Genomic DNA, 17,568 nt, shown 5'->3' on the forward strand with positions numbered 1-17,568 from the left:
TGCTAGCCTGTGGGAATGGCGAAAGAGAATGCGAGCCTCCCCGGACGCGCCCGAGAAGCCGCAGACAACGACGTCACCGTACTGCGAGCAGCGCGCGAGATTTTTGCCGAACAGGGTTGGAATGCACCGGTATCGGCAATTGCCACCCGGGCCGGAGTGGGAGTAGGCAGCATCTATCGCCGATACCGAGGCAAGGAGGAACTGGCGCAATCCCTGCGCGTCTGGGCGATCGACCACCTCGCCACCCTCGCCCGAGAGTGCATGAGCACCGCGAAAACCGATGAAGCCGTATTGAAGACGTTCTTCTCGCGATATCTCACCGAATCAGTGGGACCGCTCATTCCGGTCCTCGGCGGCAAGTTACCTGAACACGCCGAAGTCACTCGTGCCGCCGAAGAATTGGAGGCCGCACTGCAATCGATGGTCGACGTCTGCATCGACGCTCGCGAAGTCCCGCCCGACTTCACTGCTGCTGACGTCATGCTCATGACAGTGCATCTGCGGCCGACTCTGCCGATCGAGGGTGATCGAGCCACCGAAATACACACGCGCTATCTCGACTTCATGCTCGACGGACTTCGTGGCGGAACACCTCGACCAACGATCACTCCCCCGTCCTGGAGCGAATGGCTTCAGATGTGGCAGGGCAACTGACCCCGAGAACACCCGAATGACATGTCAGGTTAGGCTTACCTAGCTTATTTCGCCATGTTCGGAAGGTCTCATGAAAATCAATCGCCGGCTCGCCGGCTTCGCCGCACTACCCGCCGTCGCCACGCTCCTACTCGCCGGTTGCGGAAGTAGCGACGCAGCGCCCTCTACCGAGACCAGGTCTGCCGACCAGTCCTGGAGTTACACAACGGGATACGGAAACACGATCACCCTCGACCACGCCCCGGAGCGGATCGTCGTCGACGCGTACTCCGCTGCGGCTCTGTGGGACTACGGCATTCGGCCGGTCGGCATCTTCGGTTACGGCGTCGGCAATCCAGACGTCACCGATCGCGCTGACGAGTCGACGATGACCGTCGTCGGCCGTGAAGGTGAACTCAGCGCGGAAGCTCTTGCGGCGCTGGACCCAGACCTGGTCATCGGGTACGGCAACAGCGACGACCCGACACGATGGACTTGGTGGGACGAGCCGATGGGCAAGACCGTCAACAATGTTGCACCGTTTGTCGGCGTCAAGTTCTCCGGAGCCTCGACACCGGACGTGTTGAACGAGTACGCCTCACTCGCCGAAGCACTCGGCGGGAACACCGACACAGCCGCAGCACGCGAGGGCAAGGAAGCATTCGAATCCGGTGCAGAGCGCATCCGAACTGCTGCGGCCAAGGTCGACGACATCGAAGTCCTCGCCCTGAACGGTGACAGCTCCGAGTTGTACGCAGGCACAACGGCGCTCGCTCAGTTCGGGTACCTGAAGGAACTGGGCGTGAAGTTCACCGGTCCGGGAGGCGACAAGGGCTGGGCCGATCTCAGCTGGGAACAGGTACCGGACTATCCGGCGGACATCGTGTTCCAGTTCGCGAAGTCGGCAGAGGCATTCGCGGCATCACCCGTGTTCGTCAAGCTGCCCGCGGTGACCGCGAACCAGGTGATCGACTTCGACGACAAGCGTCCCAACACCTACGCCAATTACGGCGCCTGGTTCGAGCAGGTTGCACAACTACTCGACCAGGCCCGCAACGTCGCCTGAATTACTGCCCAGCAGTGATTCGTCCGGCCGCTTCCTCGAGAACGTCGAGGAAGATGGCCGCGGTGAGCGCAAATCCTTGGTTGTATCGCGCGTCGCTGGTCAACACGTTGCCCGCTTGAACTGCAGGCAACCGCTGCCACGTCGGCTGCGACTTGATCGCGTCGAGCGCTTCCTGATCGCGTGCTTGGGCGATGATCACATCCGCCGGAGCCAAGGTGTCGAGTTGCTCGAACGACAACTCGAACGAGTTCTCTGCATTGTCGTCGTCACGGAAAAGCACGTCGAGGCCGGCATCGAGTGCAACACTGATTCGCAGATTCCGCTGATGCACAAGGAAGCCCGTCGGCGTCTGAACGCCGAACACGATCTTCTTTCCGCCCAGCTTCTCCTGCAACATCGGTCGCAGTCTCGCGAGCTTGTCGTCGTACTCCGCAATGGAAGCCTCGGCGATCGTCACCCGGTCGAGCTGGCTCGCCTGCGCCATCAGAGCACCTCGCCAGTCGACCGGGTGCCCGGCAATCGGTTCGACGTCGTCGCCGACGACCAACAGCGGCGCGATGGAAGACAAGCGCTCGGTGCCGTACCAGTCACTGGTGTATCCGATCGCAGTGATGACGATCAGATCGGGCTCGAGAGCGAGCAGAGCCTCGAAGTTGGTGGAGAAGTCGCCGGCGACGTTGACGAAGCTCGCGTCCTCGATGGTGCGGCCGGGAAACTGGAATCCTGCCTTGGCGTCGGGGAACCAGAAGTTGCCCGATCCGACGATCGGGTAGTCCATCATCATCGCGAATTCGAGGTCGACGCGGCCGTCGAGCACCACCACACGCTTCGGGTCGCGCGGAACGTCGCCGCTGAACTCGGCCCACGTGTACGAGAGAGTGTCACTGGCAGAGTCGGATTCGCCATCGGAGCTTCCGCAGGCGCTCAGCGCCAATGCTGCGGCCACACCAGCTGCGCCACCGAAGAATCGGCGTCGCGAAATGCGGTCGACGATCTGAGCCCACTCCGTGTCGGTAACCTGCGCATCCAGGACGAGTGTCATACCTTTGCTCCTTCGATGTTTCGCTGACGCTCGCGTCCCAGCGGAATGACCAGCGGTGTGTGGGAAACCGGATCGTCGATGATGCGGCACGCCATGCCGAACACCTCCTGCACCAGTTCTTCGGTGATGATCTCCGCGGGCGGACCCTCGGCGACCACCGCGCCGTCCTTCATCGCGATGATGTGAGTTCCGTAGCGGCACGCGTGATTGAGATCGTGAAGCACCGCCACCAGCGTGTGTCCGTCGTTCTCGTTCAGATCGCGGCAGAGCTCCAACAGCTCGATCTGGTGCGCGATGTCGAGGAACGTCGTCGGCTCGTCCAGCAGCACCAACGGAGTCTGCTGCGCGAGAACCATAGCTACCCAGACACGTTGGCGCTGACCACCGGACAGTTCGTCGACCGGCCTGGCCGACAGATCCGTGACCTTGGTTGCCTCCATCGCCTTGATGACGGCGGCCTCGTCCTCTCGGGACCACTGGCGGATCAGCTTCTGGTGCGGATAACGCCCTCGCGCAACCAGATCGGCGACTTTGATTCCGTCCGGCGCGATCGACGTCTGCGGCAGAAGCCCGAGTCGCCTCGCAACTTCCTTTGCCGGGTACGACGTGATCGCCTTACCGTCGAGAAGGACCTTGCCGGTGGTCGGCTTGAGCAACCGGGACAGCGCACGCAGAAGCGTCGACTTGCCGCAGGCATTGGGACCGACGATGACGGTGAAGCCACCGTCGGGGATTTCGACGTCGAGGTGTTCCGAGATGACGCGCTTGTCGTAACCGATCGTGACGTCCTCGGCGCGAAGCCGATTCGTCCTTTCGACCACGACGGCGGCCGTACTTGTCTCGTTCACGCTGTTCCTCGTTCCTTCACCGATCACTGCTTACGTGCCTCTCGCGCGAGAAGCCATACGAAATAGATGCCACCGATGGAGACGGTGACGACGCCGACCGGCAACTGTGTCGGCGCGAAAGCTCGCTGCGCCACCCAGTCGCTGACCACCAGCAACGCGCCACCCATTGCTGCCGACGGCAGCAGGGTCACTCCGGCACTACCGGTCAATCGCCTCACCAACTGCGGAGCCGCAAGAGAGACGAACCCGATGGGACCGGCCGCTGCTGTCACCATGGCCGTCAGGGCGACGCCGAGAACAACCAGGGAAAGCCGCGTGGGTTCGGCCCGGACGCCGAGCGCCTTGGCGGCGTCGTCGCCCATCTCGAGCATCTGCATCCGCCTGCCCAACACCAGGATCAGCGGAACGAGGATGGCCAGCACGACGACCACCGGCCACACCTGAGTCCAGCCGAGGCCGTTCAACGAACCGGCACCCCACACTGCGGCAGCCATGGCGTCGTCAAGTTTCGCCTTGAGGATCATCCAGGTGTTGACCGAGCCCAACATCGCGCTGATGGCGATACCGACGATGATCAACCGGAATCCCTGCACACCTCGCTTGTACGCAAGGAGATAAACAACTGCTGCGGTGGCGATTCCGCCCACCAGAGCACCGACTGCGATCTCGTAGTAAGTACCACCGATGAGGAGGATGACCACCAGAGCGCCCGTGTACGCACCGGAGTTGAAGCCGATGATGTCCGGGCTACCCAACGGGTTCCTGGTCAGCGATTGGAAGATCGCACCGCTCATACCGAGCGCCGCACCGAGCATCAGCGCCAACAGAACTCGGGGCAGACGCCATTCCACGACGACCATGTGGATACGCGCGGGGGCTTCGCCGAACAGTGCACCGAGGACGTCCCCGATCGGCACTTGGTAGTCACCACTACCGAGCGCGATGACACCGATGGCCAATGCAAGCGCAACGAGGACGAGGCAGACTGTGACCGTGCGGACGTCGATCCGCGCGGACCAGCCTTCTTTGGGTGAGCGCACCACCGTGGTGGCGCGCCCGAAATCGATGCTCACAGACCGCTCACCTTGCTTCGACGCACCAGCATGATCAGCACCGGAGCGCCGATGAAGGCCGTGACGATGCCGACCTGAAGTTCACCCGGGCGCAGCACGATTCGGCCGACGACGTCGGAGAAGAGAAGAAGAATCGGCGAGCACACCAACGTGTACGGGAGAATCCATCGCTGATCCGGTCCGACGAACCATCTCGCGACGTGCGGAACCATCAAACCGACGAATCCGATCGGCCCGGCCGCAGCTGTCGCCGCGCCGCACAGCAATGTCACCGCGATGACACCGAGGATGCGAGTACGAGTGATGTTGGCACCGAGCGAACGTGCCAGATCGTCACCCAGGGCCACCGCGTTGAGTTGGCGCGCCAACGCGAGCGCCAGGAAGAGCCCGATGAGAATGAACGGTGCGACGGCGAGAACGATTTCCAACGAACGCCCGCTGAGTGAGCCGGCATTCCACTGGCGCATCTGGTCGAAGGCGGTCGGGTTGAGCAAGGTGATCCCGGACGAGATGCCGCCGAGCACGGAGCCGATGGCAACACCGGCAAGCGTCAGCCGAATGGGCGTCGCACCACCTCGACCGATCGAGCCCAGCGTGTAGACGATCGCCGTGGCTATCACCGCTCCGAGGAAAGCGAACCATATGTACGACCAGATGCTGGTCAAGCCGAAGACCGCGACGGCAACGACCATCGCGAAGCCCGCGCCGGCATTGACACCGAGAATTCCTGGATCAGCCAAGGGATTTCGTGTCATCGCCTGGATGAGGCCACCGGCCACACCCAGTGCCATACCGACTATCAGACCGAGCAGAGTACGCGGTAGTCGCAGGTCACGGATGATCACGTGATCGTTCGAGTCGTCGTAGTTCACCAGCGCGTCGATCACGGTCCCGAACGGAATGGTCTTCGATCCCACCGCGATACTCAGCAGGAGCACGGCGGCGAGCACCACCAGGCACACCAGAAGACCCGCCATACGACGAGAGTTGGTCGATACCAGCCCGTCCGGTTGCTTCTGCTTCTCGTGCAGCGACTCGTCGATCAGTTCTTCGGTGTGTTTGTCGACTGCACTCTTGTCCGCCGCACCGCTGTCGACAGCACTCTTGTCGAATCCAACGGTCACAAGCCGGCGCTCTCTAGAGTCTTCTCGACCTCGTCGCGGATCTCTTCCTCGTCGCGGTCCGATTCCCAGGCCGCATCGAGTGCCGCGCGGACACTTTCGTCGAGGGCCTCGTACTTCGCGTTCCACACCTCGGCTTTGTACGTCCAGTAGCCGATGACCTTGTACTGCTCACCCGGCAACTTCAGTTCGTGGCGAAGGTACTTGCGGATGTCACGGAGCATCGTGCTCTCGCCTGCAACCCACACGTATCCGAGTTCGGTGGGCAAGTTCATCGCGCGAACCGCGTCCGGCAACTTCGACGGTGCAACACCGTTGCCACTGCCGACCAGCCAAATGAACTCGACGTCGGCGTCCGAGGTGATCTGCTGCTTGTGAGACTCGTCCACCACCTCGACGATCGCCTTGGCCGACATCCCGGCGGGCAACTGTTCGATCAAGCGCCCGAGTGCGGGGAGTCCAGTCGCGTCGGCGACGAACACCTGCCAGCGTGCGTCGGCCGGGGGCTCGTAGAGGCCACGAGACTCGCCGATCGCCAACTTGTCACCGATCTCGGCCTTCTGTGCCCAGTCGCTGGCGATACCACCCTCGTGAACGACGAAGTCGATCGTCATGCGGCTGGTTTCGGAATCGAACCGTCGCACGGTGTACGGCTGGCACGGGGACGGTTCCTCTCCCTCCGGGTATCGCCAACCGCGCGGTGCATCCGGATCTTCCGCCGGAAGAACGAACTTGCCTGTAGCCGGGACCGGGAAGTGGAGGCGCAGGTATTCGTCACCGGTACCGGTGGTTTCGAAGGCGGTCAGCTCCTCCCCACCGAACACGATACGAACCATTCCCGGGGTCACGTACTCCTTGTGAAGTACCTCGCCGAACACAAGACTCACAACAATCTCCAACATCGATGGAACATGAACCGGACCCGAACACGAGGATCCATCCGACTTCCGGACATAGTTAACCCGTGCTAAGTAAGGTAGACCTTAATTTATTGCAGTGTCGTCGATGAGTCGATGCCTTCTCCGCTGCAACGGGGCCAACTACTATCGCAATTCGGCCAACGCAATACGTATGGCCTGTTCACGACAAGTATTGGCACCGGTGTGACTTCTGACTACCGCCCACGATCCCTAGCGTGGACCCAGTGCCTTCGACACCACTTCTTTCGGCCGAGACAAACGGTCCCCCAACCAGCCCGGCGATCACGCCGCGTCAGGTAATCACACGCGCGATCGCTTCCGAAGGTCGCGGAGCCAAGCTGGCGGCCGCGTCCGTCGGCTTCACCGGCCACCAGGTCGCGGAAGCGTTGGTGCCGGTGGTGATCGGTGCGGTCATCGACCGTGCTGTGGCGACCAGCGATGCCGCCGCACTCGGAAAGTGGATCCTCGTTCTCGGAATTCTCTTCACCGGCTTGTTGCTCAGTTGGCGCTTCGCGGCGCGCATCTCCGATTCCGTCAGCGAGCACGGAGCACATCGCTTGCGGATGGACATCGCGCGCCGAAGCCTCGATCCGCACGGCATGTCGCCGCGGCGTATGCCGGGCGAGGTCTACTCGATTGCAACATCCGACGCGGGTTCGGTGGCCGGATTCACGCACACGCTGAGCACCAAACTTGCGGCCGCCTGCGGAGTGCTGACCGCCGCGATTTCGCTACTGGTGATCTCGGTGCCACTCGGCCTGCTCGTCATCCTCGGCACTCCCCCGGTGCTGGCTCTCATGCAGGTGGTCAGTCGGCCGCTCGAACGCCGAGCCGAAACCGATCAATGGCAGGGCGCCAAGGCCGGCGCGCTAGCCGCAGATCTACTCTCCGGACTCCGAATCCTTTCCGGAATCGGCGCCGGAGATGCTGCAGCGCAGCGGTATCGGGGAGCCAGCCGGACTTCGTTGGAAGCAACCCTTCGCGCACAGAGATACCAAGCGATGTACTCCGCCGCCAACGTTGCGATCGCCGGCGCTTTCCTCGCCGTCATCGCGTACGTGGGCGGACGGATGGCAGCGTCCGGGAGCATCTCGGTCGGTGAATTCGTTGCCGTGGTTGGTCTGGCACAGTTCCTTCGGGGTCCGTTGATCGACATCATCTACTTCGGCGCCGGTCTGGCACGGGCGCGTGCTTCCGCCAACCGCGTCGCAGCACTTCTCGGGACCACCGAGGCTGTGACTCCCGCGGGTGAACCTGTGTCCCTGAATCACTCCGAGTTCCTGACGCTGCGCGACGTCGTGTTGGCCGGAGCGTCACCAGTCGATCTCGACGTCAAACGCGGCGAGATCATCGGCATCGTCACCGAGAATGCCGCATGGGCGGATGCGTTGGTCGACGCACTGGCGCGTCGAATCGAGCCTTCGAGCGGAACAATTCATCTCGGCGACAACGCCATTCACGAGCTGCACATCGACGAACTTCGCACTCACGTTCTGGCAGCACCGCACGACGCGGCACTGTTCATCGGCACAGTCGGCGACAACATCGACGCCGTCGCACCGATCGGCAGCCGCAACGACGAGGCCATCGCCGCTGCTGCGGCAGATCAAGTGATCTCGGCACTGCCGCTCGGCCTCGCAACCCGAGTCACCGAGCAAGGGAATTCTTTGTCCGGCGGTCAGCGTCAGCGCATCGCGTTGGCGAGGGCACTGGCGAGCGAAGCTCCCGTCTTAGTCCTGCACGATCCCACCACTGCCGTCGACTCCGTCACCGAAGCACGCATTGCTCGCGGGATCGCCGAGGTACGCGGGGCGCACGCCACAGTACTTCTGACCAGCAGCCCAGTGCTGCTCGATATCTGCGATCGGGTGATCGAGCTGTGAACGAACTACTCCCCACCGCAACACCGAAACAGGCGCGGCGCGCGGCACTTCGGTTGATGGGACCCCACCGAATTTCCGCGATCGCAGCAGTCGTCACCCTGACCGCCGCGACCGCGATCGGTCTGCTCACACCGCTGGTCCTCGGCGCCATGGTCGACGCCGTGACCGAGGCAGACGGCGACGCTGTCTCTCGCATCGGCACATTGACTCTCGCGTTGGTCGGCATCGCGGTTGCCTCATCCCTTCTCGTCGGAGTGAGCAACTACCTGCTCGCCGGCGTCGGCGAGCGCGTTGTCGCCGACCTTCGCGAAGAAGTCGTCGTCCGGGTTCTCGACCTTCCGCAGAGCGACGTCGAACGGGCCGGGCGCGGAGATCTCGTCTCCCGCATCACCGGCGACGTGCGGTTGGTGACCCGGGCCGTATCCGAAGCACTTCCGGTTTTTGCCACCGCGGCACTGACCATCGTGTTGACCCTGATCGGATTGGGTAGCCTCGATTGGAGATTCGCCGTCGCCGCGGTGATCGCGGCACCCATCCAGATCCAGGCGCTGCGTTGGTACCTCTCGAGGTCGGCACCGGTCTACCGCGAGGAGCGGGAGGCAGAAGGTGCACGTGCGCAACAGCTCCTGGACTCGCTGAGCAACTCCGACACCGTCGGATCGCTTCGCCTGGCCCAGCCGCATCTCGAACAGATCGAATCTCGATCGATGACGGCCGTCCGGCTGAGCTTGTTGACCACGCGTCTACGCACCAGGTTCTTCGGCCGGCTCAACATCGCGGAGTTCATCGGTCTGTCCGCCGTGCTGATCACTGGCTTCTGGCTGGTGAAAGACGGGCAGATCAGCATCGGTGCCGCCACAGCCGCAGCCCTGTTCTTCCACCGCCTCTTCGATCCGGTGGGCGCAGTTCTCAGTGTGTTCGACGAATTGCAGGAAGGCACAATAGCGTTGGCTCGCCTGGTCGGAGTCACGCTTGCGCCCGTGCCATCTGCACCGACCGATCCGCAGGAACCTGTCGACAGCTCAGCTTCTTTGGAACGCGTCACATTCTCGTACCGAAGCGGCGACGCTCCTGTTCTGCGAGACATCGACATCACCATTCCGACAGGAACCGTCACCGCACTGGTGGGCGCTACCGGAGCCGGAAAATCTACAGTCGCAAAGCTGATCGCGGGAACCTACGAACCGACCGAAGGCGTCGTGAAGATCGGGACGGTGCCCCGGAACGAACTGCCACCGTCGATATCTCGGAGCGCGGTGGCCCTCGTGACTCAGGAGGTCCACGTCTTCGCCGGCACGTTGGCCGAGGATCTGCGGCTGGCCGACCCGTCGGCAACCGACAACGACATCACCGCGGCGCTCGATACCGTCGGCGCGTCGGATTGGCTGCGGGCTCTCCCGGACGGACTGGAAACCGTGGTCGGAGACGGTGGACACCGGCTGACCGCAACACAGGCCCAACAACTTGCGTTGGCAAGAATCGAATTACTGGATCCGCCGCTGCTGATTCTCGACGAGGCGACCGCCGAAGCGGGCAGCGCTGGAGCCAGGGTCCTCGACGATGCCGCTCTCGCTCTGACCCGGGGTCGCACTGCTGTCACAGTGGCACACCGACTCTCACAGGCCGTCGACGCCGATCAGATCCTGGTGATGGACCACGGCCGCGTCGTCGAGCACGGCTCTCACGACGAGTTGGTCAACCTCGGGGGTCGGTACGCGGAGCTGTGGGAAGCGTGGTCCGCTCCGCGGAGTTGACCGCGACGGTTGCACCGAGCACTTCCGCCCGGTGCAACCCAACTCATGCGTGCAGAAGGTACGGCACCGATTCGGGCGCCACACTCCGCTTGTTCATCATGCTGCCGGGTGTGCGGCCGGTGACCCGGCGGAACACCGCGACAAAGGCACTCGGAGTTTCGTATCCGACCCGCCTACTGACAACCGAAACCGGCACTCCAGCAGCTAAATACGTCAATGCTGCGCGGACACGTACCTGAATTCGCCACTGCGCAAAAGTCATTCCAGTGCCCTGCGCGAACACACGCGTCAGCGTACGGACGCTACCGCCAGCCGTCAGCGCCCATTCGGACAGCGACCGCTGGTCTGCCGGATTGGCGACCAACGCTTCGGCGACGAACAACGCTCGCGGATCGGTCGGCATCGGAACCTCCACCGCAGCAACTTCGAGCGGCTGCAACATGTCGAAGGCCACCCGCTCGGCGCGACTGCGCGCCTCGTCGGGCATGTTCCGCCGATGCATGTGCAGGAGTACCTCACGCAGGAGAGCGCTGACACCGAACAAGCCCGGAACACCCGACGGCGCCTCGTGAGCCTCGGGCCGGAAGTAGGTGCAGAAGAACTCCGTACCCGGACCGGCCTTCACGGCATGCAACGCCCCGGCAGGCAGCCACAGTCCGGCCGAAGGCGGCACCTCCCAAGTGATGCCGTCAGCGACAACCGTGAGCATTCCACCGGAGTTTCCCCAGATCAGCTCATGTTCAGGATGACGATGCGGGGCCCACTGCCGCTGATGAGAGAGCTTCAGAGTCACCGTTGTCATCGAGTAGGGGTGATCGATGGAACGCGGCCCCACGGGCACCGAAATTCTCTCTGCCACAGCTGTCATGAAGACGAGTATAGGACTTTCGTTAGGCATACCTAAATAGGAACCCGAAAATCGTTGACTGTGACCCCAGAGTTACACATACCAGGGTCCCCGATATCGTGACTGCAACTCCCGGCTACGGGTCGGCAACGAGAGGTACATGATGGTTGACGCATCACGAATCCCGGTCATCGTCGGCGTCGGCGATCTGCGCCGGAATCCTGCCGACGGGCACCGCGAACCCCTCGATCTGATTCACGACGCCACCGTCGCCGCGTTGAACGACAGTGGCCACGCTGAACTGGGAACACAGATCGATTCCGTGTTCGCGATCAAGACAGTCAGCTGGTCGTACGACGATCTCCCCGGGCTGCTTGCCTCACGATTAGGCGCGACCCCCACGGTCACCTCTACCTCGCCGATCGGTGGCCACTGGCCCGCGGCGCTCCTCGATCGGATCGGCGCGGCCATCGCTCGCGGTGAATCCTCGGCTGCTCTGCTCGTGGGCGGCGAATCGCACGCCAGCAGCACCGCGCTGCGAAAGTCCGGAGTCGCCCCCGACTCGATCGGGTGGACAGCCGCGCCCGGTGGGCCTCCCGGATTCGATCCGACCGACCTGGGAAGCCCCGAAATGCAGCGCGCCGGTTTCATCGTGCCGACTCGTGTCTACCCGCTCTTCGAGAACTGTTTCAGCGCTGCCGAGGGCCACGACGCCCGTGAATCGCTCGACTGGTCCGCGCGGATGTACGCCGCGTTCTCGGAACTGGCTTCGAAGAATCCCGCCTCCTGGACGTCGGAGATCCGATCGGCAGACGAGATCGGCACCGTCGGCCCCGGCAATCGGATGGTCTCCGAGCCGTACCCGCTGATGCTCAACGCCATGCCTTTCGTCAATCAGGCTGCGGCCGTTGTCGTCTGCTCGTTGTCGACGGCCCGCGAGTTCGGGATCGATGAAAACAAGCTGGTGTACCTCTGGGGCGGCGCAGGTGCGAGTGATCCGTTGGACATACTCAGCCGCAACAGCTTCGACAGCTCGGCCGCGATGCATGACGCCGTACATCGCACACTCGACGGTGCCGGAGTCGGCGCCGACGCACTCGACATCGTCGATGCCTACAGCTGCTTCCCGATCGTGCCCAAGCTGTTGATCCGCGAACTCGGACTTCCCGATACCGCGATCCCAAGCGTCACCGGAGGACACTCGTTCTTCGGTGGACCGCTCAACAGCTACACCCTGCATTCCGTCGCTGAAGTCACCAGGCGAATTCGCGACGGCGCGAACCTTGCCCTCGTCCACGGCAACGGTGGATTCCTCACCTACCAGCACTGCGTACTGCTGTCGTCCGCCGCTCACGCTGGCGGGTACGTCGGTGATCCCGACGCACGCGCGCTAACTGCGGAGGTTCCGGAACTGATCACTGATTACACGGGCACGGCGGAAATAGTTACGGCCTCTGTCGAATACGGCCGCACCGGGGAGCCTGAGATCGGGTTCGTGATCGCGGCAACGCCGGACGGCGGCCGCGTCGCCGGTCACACCGGTCCCGAGAATGCCGCCGAACTGACCCAGCTTCGCGGTGACAACCCTCCGTCGATCGGGCGAACTGTTCACATCAGCGACGAGAACGGGCGACTCACGCTCACGTTCTGACAGTAGCGTTCTGACAGTAGACAGCCGTCAGCACCGGGGCATGGTTGTGCCCCGGTGCTCACGTCTTCAGTTGTCGCGATTCACGCCGCGGTGGGTGGGCTGTTCCCGCCGATCGGCTGCTGATACGGATCAACAGACATCGGCGGATAGAACACCGATTTGCGATCCGGCCCGATCTCCACCCGCCATTCGGTGTGGTGCATCGTCCGATGATGATGACCGCACAACAAGATCAGATTGTCGAGATCCGTTGGGCCACCATCGTTCCAGTGAACAATATGATGGGCATCGCACCACCCCGACGGTGTCCCGCATCCCGGAAACGCACACCCACCATCACGAACCGCCAACGCCCGCCGCTGGGGTAGCGTCGCGGTCCTTGCTTCTTTGCCGCAGTCGAGCGGAACACCGTTCTCGTCCAACAAAATCCGGGTGACCGTGCAGTCGCACGCCAGCATCCGGGCAGTATCGATACTGATCGGACCTACCCAATCCGCACACGCGAAACCCAGTTCCTGAGTCGACGGCAGTAGATCCTTCAATGCTTTGAGGTCGGTCATGTCTTTTGCACTGGCGGTGACTGTGATGTGCGGTTTCACTCCGCCTTCGATCGGACCCAGCCCCGCCCGCTCGTACCGCCGCAACAATTCGCAGAACCCATCCGCCCGTCGTAATGCCGGCGTGCGGGCGTCCTTGACGCCGTCTTTCTCCGGCGTCGGCGCCGACAGGCTCGACAGCAACGTGATCAGACGTGCCCCGTTCACAGCATCCAGGTCGCCCTTCACGGTCACCCGCCCGTACAAGCCTTTCGAGGCGTAGAACTCGTTACGCTCCGAATCCTCACCCACCGGAACGCCGTCTTCGCGTTTGCCGTACTGCTTCTCGATCCGCCGGATCGCCGCCCGCACCGCATCACAATCAGCAATGTTCTTCGACGCCAGGCCAAGCAGGATCCCGCGAGCCTTGTCCACATCCGCCAGGGTCATGTTCTTGGGTGGATGCTGACAAAACGACGCCACCTGCCGCGCCTTCAACGCATCCACGTCACCACGGTGAAACGCATCCGCGACAACAGGTTCGAGCATCAGCAACCGCGCCAACCCGACCAGCAGACTGCACTCACCGATCTCCAGATTCGTTGACCCATGCAACCACTGCGCGATCGCCCGAAAACCCTTCCCACCGAGAACCTCCCGGGAAAACATCTCCACGATCAGCAACACCATCCGCGACTGCAACTCGTGTCGGGCGCGCACCAGATCCAGAACCTCACCCTTGAGGTCCTCGCCATCCAGCTGCCACGCTTCCCGACTGTCCATGCTCAAAGTTTAATCGAACATACTTTCGATAACCAGAGACAAACCGGACAACTTCGGGAACATGAAGACTTGAGACCTGTTGCAGTACATCACCATTCAGCTAGCCGTCAAAGACGACGCGATAGAGGACGTATCCCGCGAAACACACAATCGCAACAACGCACAGCACAAGCAGGATGTCGAAAAAGACGGGCCGGGTTGGGTTTCGAGCCTGGTCGATGAGAGGCGTCGAAGACGAGGCGGGCGTGCCACACGGCAGCGCACGGCACTACTTCGCAAACCAGCGTGGACTGATAGTCGAGGTGGTGCGACACCTTCTGGACGGTGATCTTCCTCGCCCGGGCGAGACGCCGAAGCAACAGGTGGCCCGGTGGCTGGGGCCTGAATCCGGCCGCACTCGGGCGCGTTACGAACTGATCATCGCGTCATTCCACGATCCCGACCTCGCAGTGGAACTGGTGCGTGGTCGGGATCGGTTTGTCGACATCCTGGTCGAACGCGGCATGACCTCGTCCGATGCAACGGAGTTGGTCGCAGCACTGGACGGGCTCGTTCTGGACGCACTGCTGCGCAGGCATGCTCCGGAAACCCTGGATCCCGAGCGAATCTTCAAGAGGTTCGCAGCGAAGTTCCCCTAGCCGTCCAGCTCGGCGAAGAGCTCCATCCACTGCTCTTCGGCGGCTTCCTTGTCGGCGATGACCTGCTTGAGTTCTGCGCCGAGTTTCTGCAGCTTGTCCGGGTCGGTGGCCGCGTCGGCGAGGGAAGCGTGCAGCTTCTTCTCTCGGTCGTCGAACTTCGCAATTGACCGCTCGAGCTTCGAAAGTTCCTTGCGTGCAGCGCGATCCGCGGCGCCGTCGCGGACCTGCTTGCTCTTCGACGCACCACTCGCCGTCGAAGCCACCGACGGGTTGTCGCCATCCCCCATTGCTGCGCGCCGACGCAGGTAGTCCTCGATACCGCCGGGCAGGTTGGTGAGCTTGCGGTCACCGAAGAGCGCCCAAGTGGTGTCACAGATGCGCTCGATCAGGTACCGGTCGTGCGAGATGACCACCATGGTGCCCGCCCAGCCGTCGAGCAGATCTTCGAGTTGCTGAAGCGTGTCGATGTCGAGATCGTTGGTCGGCTCGTCGAGAAGCAGGACGTTGGGCTCGGCCATGAGGACACGTGTCAACTGCAGACGTCGGCGCTCACCACCGGAGAGATCACCGACTGGGGTGCGCTGACGCGCCGGTGTGAAGCCCAACCGCTCAGCCAGCTGACCCGCCGATACTTCCTTGTCTCCCAGGGTGATTCGCTCAGCTACATCCTTGACCGCGTCGAGTACGCGCATGTCGGTAGGTAGATCGTCGAGTTCCTGCTTGAGCCAACCGATGTGGACGGTCTGCCCCTGAATGCGCTTTCCGGCGGCAGGCTCGAGTTCGCCGGCCAGAGTCCGCAGCAGAGTCGTCTTGCCCGAGCCGTTGACACCGACCAGGCCTACACGCTCACCTGGAGCGAGACGCCAGGTCAGATCCTCGACGAGTACACGGCCGTCCGGAGTCTCCAGACGCGCGTCTTCGAGTTCGATGACAACCTTGCCGAGCCGTCGCTGCGCGAACGACGCAAGAGCGACCGCGTCACGAGGTGCCGGAACGTCGGCGATCAGAGCCTCTGCGGCTTCGATGCGGTACTTCGGCTTGGACGTACGGGCCGGCGCACCGCGGCGCAGCCATGCGAGTTCCTTGCGTGCAAGGTTGCGTCGACGCTCTTCGGAAGCGTCAGCCTGACGCGAACGCTCGGCGCGAGCGAACACCCAGTCGTTGTAGCCACCCTCGTAGCTTTCGACGCCGCCGCCGACAACCTCCCAGGTGCGGGTGGCGACGGTGTCGAGGAACCAGCGATCGTGGGTCACGACGACAAGCGCGCTGCGACGCGAGACGAGGTGCTCGGCCAACCACTGAACACCTTCGACGTCGAGGTGGTTGGTGGGCTCGTCGAGCACCAGCAGGTCGAGGTCCTGAACCAGGGCCGCAGCGAGAGCCACGCGGCGACGCTCACCGCCGGACAGGCCGTCGACCTTGGCATCCAATGCGGACCGCTCGCCGCCGGCGCCCAGGTTGTCGATGCCGATACCCGAGAGCACCGAACGGATGCGCGCGTCGCCGGCCCATTCGTGTTGCGCCACTCCGAGCGGCCCCAGGACCACTTCACCGACAGTGGAGCCGGGAGGCAGTACACCGCGCTGCGTCACGACGGCCATACGCAATCCGCCGACGCGGCTGACGCGTCCCGAATCCGGCTGCTCCACACCCGCGAGGACTTCGAGCATGGTCGTCTTACCGCCACCGTTGAGGCCGACGACGCCGATGCGCTCGCCCTCCTCGACGCCCAGGGAGACCCCGTCGAGCAACGGCTTGACGCCGAAAGACTTCGACACGTTTTCCAGATTGATCAGATTCGCCATCAGCGCTGTCCCTTTGCCGCATTGTCGAGTATTCGTGCTCCGGGAACGGGTCCGCTCGCCACGCGAACGGTGCGGCACACCCCCGCTCCCGCAAGTTCTGCGCTCACTTCCACCGCGGACTGTGCGTCGGCGCAGAGAAAGGCGCATGTCGGTCCGGAGCCGGAGACGATGCCGGCCAAAGCTCCGGCTTCGACGCCCGCTCGAAGCGTCCGTCGTAGATCCGGGTTGAGTGAGAGTGCCGCAGCCTGCAGATCGTTGCCGAGCAGCGACGCAAGCAGATGAGCGTCACCCGTGGTCAGTGCCTGGATCAACGCATCGGCGCTCCCCACCCGTTTCGGGGAGCCCTCTGCCCGCAGCTTGTCCAGCTCGCGGAACACGACCGGTGTGCTCAAGCCACCCTTCGCCAGCGCCAACACCCAGTGAAAAGTGTGGCGGGTCAACACGGGGACAAGTTGTTCGCCGCGGCCGGTTCCGAGGGCAGTGCCACCGTGCAGCGAGAACGGAACGTCACTCCCGAGGCGTGCCGCAAAAGCGTCGAGATCAGGCCGCGAGAAGTCGAGCTTCCACAAAGCGTTGAGCGCAACCAAAGCGGCGGCTGCGTCGGCACTCCCGCCGGCCATTCCACCTGCGACGGGGATGCCTTTCTCGATGACTATCTCGACGTTCGGGGCCACGCCACCCTCGACGGCGAGCATCTCGGCGGCACGCCACACGAGGTTGGTGCGATCGGTCGGCACGGCCGCGGCGTCGTCGCCGATCACCCGCACGGTCAAGGTGTCCGCAGGCGCCACCGTGAGGGTGTCTGCCAGCGACAAAGCCTGAAAAACCGTCGTCAGCTCGTGATAGCCGTCGTCTCGCAGGTCCCCGACGGCAAGGTGGAGATTCACCTTGGACGGGGCCCGGACGACTACGGGGCGTGGAACGACGGAGAGCACAAGGAACAACAATAGGCGCTGCGAACACCTGGG

At 63.2% G+C, this 17,568-nt stretch carries 15 protein-coding genes; 6 read left to right on the forward strand and 9 right to left on the reverse strand.

Annotated features, from left to right (window positions below; translation table 11 throughout):
• Positions 1-15 precede the first annotated feature (15 nt).
• Both A0W34_RS20925 and A0W34_RS20930 read left to right on the forward strand, forming a co-directional pair.
• Positions 16-654 (forward strand): TetR/AcrR family transcriptional regulator, encoded by a 639-nt coding sequence (locus A0W34_RS20925; protein ID WP_030536301.1) that lies wholly within the window; start codon positions 16-18, stop codon positions 652-654.
• A gap of 70 nt (positions 655-724) precedes the next feature.
• The gene (locus tag A0W34_RS20930) at positions 725-1,699 is read left to right on the forward strand and encodes an ABC transporter substrate-binding protein (protein WP_042448946.1); all 975 of its coding nucleotides are present in this window, start codon (positions 725-727) and stop codon (positions 1,697-1,699) included.
• A 1-nt stretch (position 1,700) separates the two neighbouring features.
• Here the strand turns inward: A0W34_RS20930 and A0W34_RS20935 are convergent, their stop codons facing one another.
• The 5 genes from A0W34_RS20935 to A0W34_RS20955 are packed head-to-tail and all read right to left on the reverse strand — an operon-like array spanning position 1,701 to position 6,670.
• On the reverse strand, positions 1,701-2,741 hold the full coding sequence (locus A0W34_RS20935; protein WP_081558213.1) for an ABC transporter substrate-binding protein: 1,041 nt from the start codon (positions 2,739-2,741) through the stop codon (positions 1,701-1,703).
• The gene (locus A0W34_RS20940; protein WP_050794099.1) at positions 2,738-3,589 is read right to left on the reverse strand and encodes an ABC transporter ATP-binding protein; all 852 of its coding nucleotides are present in this window, start codon (positions 3,587-3,589) and stop codon (positions 2,738-2,740) included. Before A0W34_RS20940 ends, A0W34_RS20935 begins: the two co-directional genes overlap by 4 nt.
• Before the next feature lie 23 nt (positions 3,590-3,612).
• Positions 3,613-4,662 (reverse strand): iron-enterobactin ABC transporter permease, encoded by a 1,050-nt coding sequence (gene fepG, locus A0W34_RS20945; protein ID WP_081558214.1) that lies wholly within the window; start codon positions 4,660-4,662, stop codon positions 3,613-3,615.
• The gene (locus A0W34_RS20950; RefSeq protein WP_003946222.1) at positions 4,659-5,786 is read right to left on the reverse strand and encodes a Fe(3+)-siderophore ABC transporter permease; all 1,128 of its coding nucleotides are present in this window, start codon (positions 5,784-5,786) and stop codon (positions 4,659-4,661) included. Before A0W34_RS20950 ends, fepG begins: the two co-directional genes overlap by 4 nt.
• Positions 5,783-6,670, reverse strand: a complete 888-nt coding sequence (locus A0W34_RS20955) for a siderophore-interacting protein (protein ID WP_223304402.1) — start codon at positions 6,668-6,670, stop codon at positions 5,783-5,785. Before A0W34_RS20955 ends, A0W34_RS20950 begins: the two co-directional genes overlap by 4 nt.
• 257 nt (positions 6,671-6,927) lie before the next feature.
• Between A0W34_RS20955 and A0W34_RS20960 the strand changes: the two genes are divergently transcribed.
• Entirely contained in the window at positions 6,928-8,586 is a 1,659-nt protein-coding gene (locus A0W34_RS20960) for an ABC transporter ATP-binding protein (protein WP_232329896.1), read from the forward strand.
• On the forward strand, positions 8,583-10,340 hold the full coding sequence (locus A0W34_RS20965) for an ABC transporter ATP-binding protein (RefSeq protein WP_081558216.1): 1,758 nt from the start codon (positions 8,583-8,585) through the stop codon (positions 10,338-10,340). Before A0W34_RS20960 ends, A0W34_RS20965 begins: the two co-directional genes overlap by 4 nt.
• A gap of 43 nt (positions 10,341-10,383) precedes the next feature.
• Here the strand turns inward: A0W34_RS20965 and A0W34_RS20970 are convergent, their stop codons facing one another.
• Positions 10,384-11,208, reverse strand: a complete 825-nt coding sequence (locus tag A0W34_RS20970) for a helix-turn-helix domain-containing protein (RefSeq protein ID WP_063316779.1) — start codon at positions 11,206-11,208, stop codon at positions 10,384-10,386.
• A 139-nt stretch (positions 11,209-11,347) separates the two neighbouring features.
• On the opposite strand from A0W34_RS20970, the gene A0W34_RS20975 reads away from it, so the two are divergent.
• The gene (locus tag A0W34_RS20975) at positions 11,348-12,838 is read left to right on the forward strand and encodes an acetyl-CoA acetyltransferase (protein ID WP_081558217.1); all 1,491 of its coding nucleotides are present in this window, start codon (positions 11,348-11,350) and stop codon (positions 12,836-12,838) included.
• An 80-nt stretch (positions 12,839-12,918) separates the two neighbouring features.
• Here the strand turns inward: A0W34_RS20975 and A0W34_RS20980 are convergent, their stop codons facing one another.
• Entirely contained in the window at positions 12,919-14,157 is a 1,239-nt protein-coding gene (locus A0W34_RS20980; protein WP_081558218.1) for an HNH endonuclease signature motif containing protein, read from the reverse strand.
• Between the two features lie 218 nt (positions 14,158-14,375).
• Here A0W34_RS20980 and A0W34_RS20985 point away from each other — a divergent pair, with 218 nt between their 5' ends.
• On the forward strand, positions 14,376-14,795 hold the full coding sequence (locus tag A0W34_RS20985; protein WP_081558219.1) for a TetR/AcrR family transcriptional regulator: 420 nt from the start codon (positions 14,376-14,378) through the stop codon (positions 14,793-14,795).
• Here A0W34_RS20985 and A0W34_RS20990 read toward each other — a convergent pair.
• The gene (locus A0W34_RS20990; protein ID WP_003946255.1) at positions 14,792-16,600 is read right to left on the reverse strand and encodes an ABC-F family ATP-binding cassette domain-containing protein; all 1,809 of its coding nucleotides are present in this window, start codon (positions 16,598-16,600) and stop codon (positions 14,792-14,794) included. The genes A0W34_RS20985 and A0W34_RS20990 overlap by 4 nt on opposite strands.
• Positions 16,600-17,535 carry a 4-(cytidine 5'-diphospho)-2-C-methyl-D-erythritol kinase gene (locus A0W34_RS20995; RefSeq protein ID WP_081558220.1) on the reverse strand — a complete coding sequence of 312 codons (936 nt, stop codon included), beginning with the start codon at positions 17,533-17,535 and terminating at the stop codon, positions 16,600-16,602. The genes A0W34_RS20990 and A0W34_RS20995 overlap by 1 nt, the downstream gene beginning before the upstream one ends.
• Positions 17,536-17,568: the final 33 nt, after the last annotated feature.

The sequence above is a fragment of the Rhodococcus sp. BH4 genome (assembly GCF_002079265.1).
Classification (GTDB): Bacteria; Actinomycetota; Actinomycetes; order Mycobacteriales; family Mycobacteriaceae; genus Rhodococcus_F; species Rhodococcus_F qingshengii.

What these genes read in the sequence shown, in the direction of transcription:
- A0W34_RS20930 (WP_042448946.1), top strand. Translation starts at nt 725, where the DNA reads ATGAAAATCAATCGCCGGCTCGCCGGCTTCGCCGCACTACCCGCCGTC.
- A0W34_RS20985 (WP_081558219.1), top strand. Translation starts at nt 14,376, where the DNA reads ATGAGAGGCGTCGAAGACGAGGCGGGCGTGCCACACGGCAGCGCACGG.
- A0W34_RS20935 (WP_081558213.1), bottom strand. Translation starts at nt 2,741, where the DNA reads ATGACACTCGTCCTGGATGCGCAGGTTACCGACACGGAGTGGGCTCAG.
- A0W34_RS20990 (WP_003946255.1), bottom strand. Translation starts at nt 16,600, where the DNA reads ATGGCGAATCTGATCAATCTGGAAAACGTGTCGAAGTCTTTCGGCGTC.
- A0W34_RS20925 (WP_030536301.1), top strand. Translation starts at nt 16, where the DNA reads ATGGCGAAAGAGAATGCGAGCCTCCCCGGACGCGCCCGAGAAGCCGCA.
- A0W34_RS20975 (WP_081558217.1), top strand. Translation starts at nt 11,348, where the DNA reads ATGATGGTTGACGCATCACGAATCCCGGTCATCGTCGGCGTCGGCGAT.
- A0W34_RS20980 (WP_081558218.1), bottom strand. Translation starts at nt 14,157, where the DNA reads ATGGACAGTCGGGAAGCGTGGCAGCTGGATGGCGAGGACCTCAAGGGT.
- A0W34_RS20970 (WP_063316779.1), bottom strand. Translation starts at nt 11,208, where the DNA reads ATGACAGCTGTGGCAGAGAGAATTTCGGTGCCCGTGGGGCCGCGTTCC.